Origin of the sequence: Helicobacter sp. UBA3407, assembly GCF_949747025.1 — a bacterium.
In the GTDB taxonomy this organism is placed as follows: domain Bacteria; phylum Campylobacterota; class Campylobacteria; order Campylobacterales; family Helicobacteraceae; genus Helicobacter_D; species Helicobacter_D ganmani.
The window spans coordinates 1-2,370 of the sequence record NZ_CATKCB010000201.1; the positions used below are offsets into that span (position 1 = coordinate 1).

Sequence of the window (2,370 nt, forward strand, 5' to 3'; positions counted from 1 at the left end):
CCTCTTTGATAGACAATCAAATCGGTTAAAGCAGTTCCTGTATCTGCGTTGCTTGTTTCAAGCATATGGTCTAAAACTTTTCCATATTTCAAGGCTGCCAATCCACCCTCTTCCCAAGCAAGTAGCGGAGGACCGCTGACAACAGCAGTTTCTCCATTAATCGTGCGTGCATTCATCTGAAAGAGATTTCCACCCACTTTACTCAATCCTTGGTCATTCACAAATGCAGCCACCCCGAAGCGTCCGATTGGCTCTAATTTGCCATTTGTGAAATTCACCATAATGATTCCATTTTCATCAATCACAATGTCTTTCATTGTGCCCGCTGCAGTGCCATCTTGTGTAGTAGATTTTGTATCAGAATCCGCATAAGCAAAGTTGCTTGAAGTTTTGCCATCAGCAGATTGCGTCAAATCCACACGCACGTTTCCGCCATTAAAAGGCACTTCAAAGATTTCAGCATTTGCGCTTCCATCGTCATTAAAAGTAATTTCACTAATCGTAGGATTCTCGCTAATCATTACTTTTCCAACTCCGTCATAAATACTGCTTCGCACTTCCCAACGCTCTAACACTTCAGGCGTTACATCTCTGTTTGCTTGTTCTACTAAAATGTATTGCGTTTTTAAAATAAACTTCTCACCAGAATCACTATAAATCTCAGTGTTTGTCTCATAGGTAGGCACTTGGAGTTGCGTGCTGCTAATGCTTGCGACACTTAGAATACTCCAACCCCTATTATCCTCTGCGGGATTGGTATCCCCCGCACCATTGGTTTTGCGATACAAGATTCCATTGTAACTCACAATAGAATCTTGCGCGTAAGTTGTCCCTGCGGTATATTCTTGCACTTCTCCTAAGGTTGCATTGGCGACTTCTTCCCAATTTGCTGCGTCCTCCTCTGGAGCAGCAATCGTAACTTCTCCTGTGATTGGATTAGTCACTTCTGTTACATCGTTTGTTAATTTTCTATAAACTTTACCTTCACTGATGACAAGTTCATCTTGTTTATACTCTTTTGCTTGCGCTCCTTGATAAGCAGGTACTCCGCTACTATCTACAAGCGTCCAACCATCAGGATTATCCAAAGGATTCCCATTAGCGATTCCGTCTCCATTTTTTTGGAAAATCATACCATTGTATTTTACAAGTGCTTGATTTTGATATTCTGTGTTATCCACAAAGCCTTGAATTGCGCTACCAAAAGCAGATTCCAAGTTATTATTGCTAGACTTTAATCCCAATTTGTCTGCAAGCTTGCCATTAATACTTACCTTTACATCTTGCATTCCCCCATTGCTAAGATACAAAGAGCAGTCGCTAGGGTTCCCCTCACTATCTAGCTTTAAGCCCAAAGTCAAACCGGTTTGTTCTTTGATAAGATTCATTAATTCGCCTATTGTTTTAAAGCCATTTTCTGCTCCACCATAAGTAAAAGTGTATTTTGTCGTAACTCCTCCTCTCTCAAGACTTATATTAATATCTTTATAATTTTTAGGATCTAGTAACTCTCCTTTAGCGTTCATTAACGCATTCAAGTCTTGAGTAAGGAATTTATCCATACTAAAATTATCATTCTCATCTTTTAAATTTCCGATTCCTTTAGGATTTTGTGTGCGGTTTAGGTTGATAGACAATCCCACTTCTGTTGTTAAAGTAGGCTTATAAGTAAGATTTTTGGGAATTTGTAAAGGTTGTAGATTAGAACCAGAAAGTCCTGCATAATCTCCCTCTAAGTTATTTGTGCCCGTCATTGTTCCGTCAGCTGCAATTTTACCTAGATTAATCCCATACATATAATAGCCACTAGAATTAACCAAATAACCCTCACCATCTAAACTAAAAGAGCCATCACGTGTAAAGTAATTTTGTTGTGTTCCATTATAAACTGGCGCGTTAATATCAAAAGCACCATTTTTGTTAAGCCCAACGACAAACCAACCTTTGCCACTATAAGCAACATTAAAGTCTCCCTCTGCACTAACATAAGTCCCATCATTCGCATTGATAGCATTAGAGCCTATGGTAGAACCATAGTTGTAATCATTAGAAATTGGAGAATTTGCATTCACATAACTCATACTTGTTGCAAAAAGACTTTTAAACTCTGGTAAATTTGCGCGGTAACCCACCGTATTAACATTTGCGATATTATTAGAAGTGGAATCAATCCCAAATTGATGGGTTCTAATTCCACTAATTCCATTATAAAATGCACCGACCATTAGAAATCCTTTCCATACATTTTAATGATTAACTTTTAGGTTGAAAAGTATGTGCGTAAGTAATTGGAATTACCATTTCACCAAGTTTCAAATAAGGCACACCTTTGTCATAGAGCACACTTTGCACCTCACCACGTCCAAGTTC

General features: G+C 38.7%; 1 protein-coding gene. It reads right to left on the minus strand.

Annotated elements, in window-relative coordinates:
- Window positions 1-2,225: flagellar hook-basal body complex protein (locus tag Q1553_RS07315; protein WP_300842868.1), on the minus strand; the 2,225-nt coding region annotated here is incomplete at its 3' end.
- Between the last annotated feature and the right edge of the window lie 145 nt (window positions 2,226-2,370).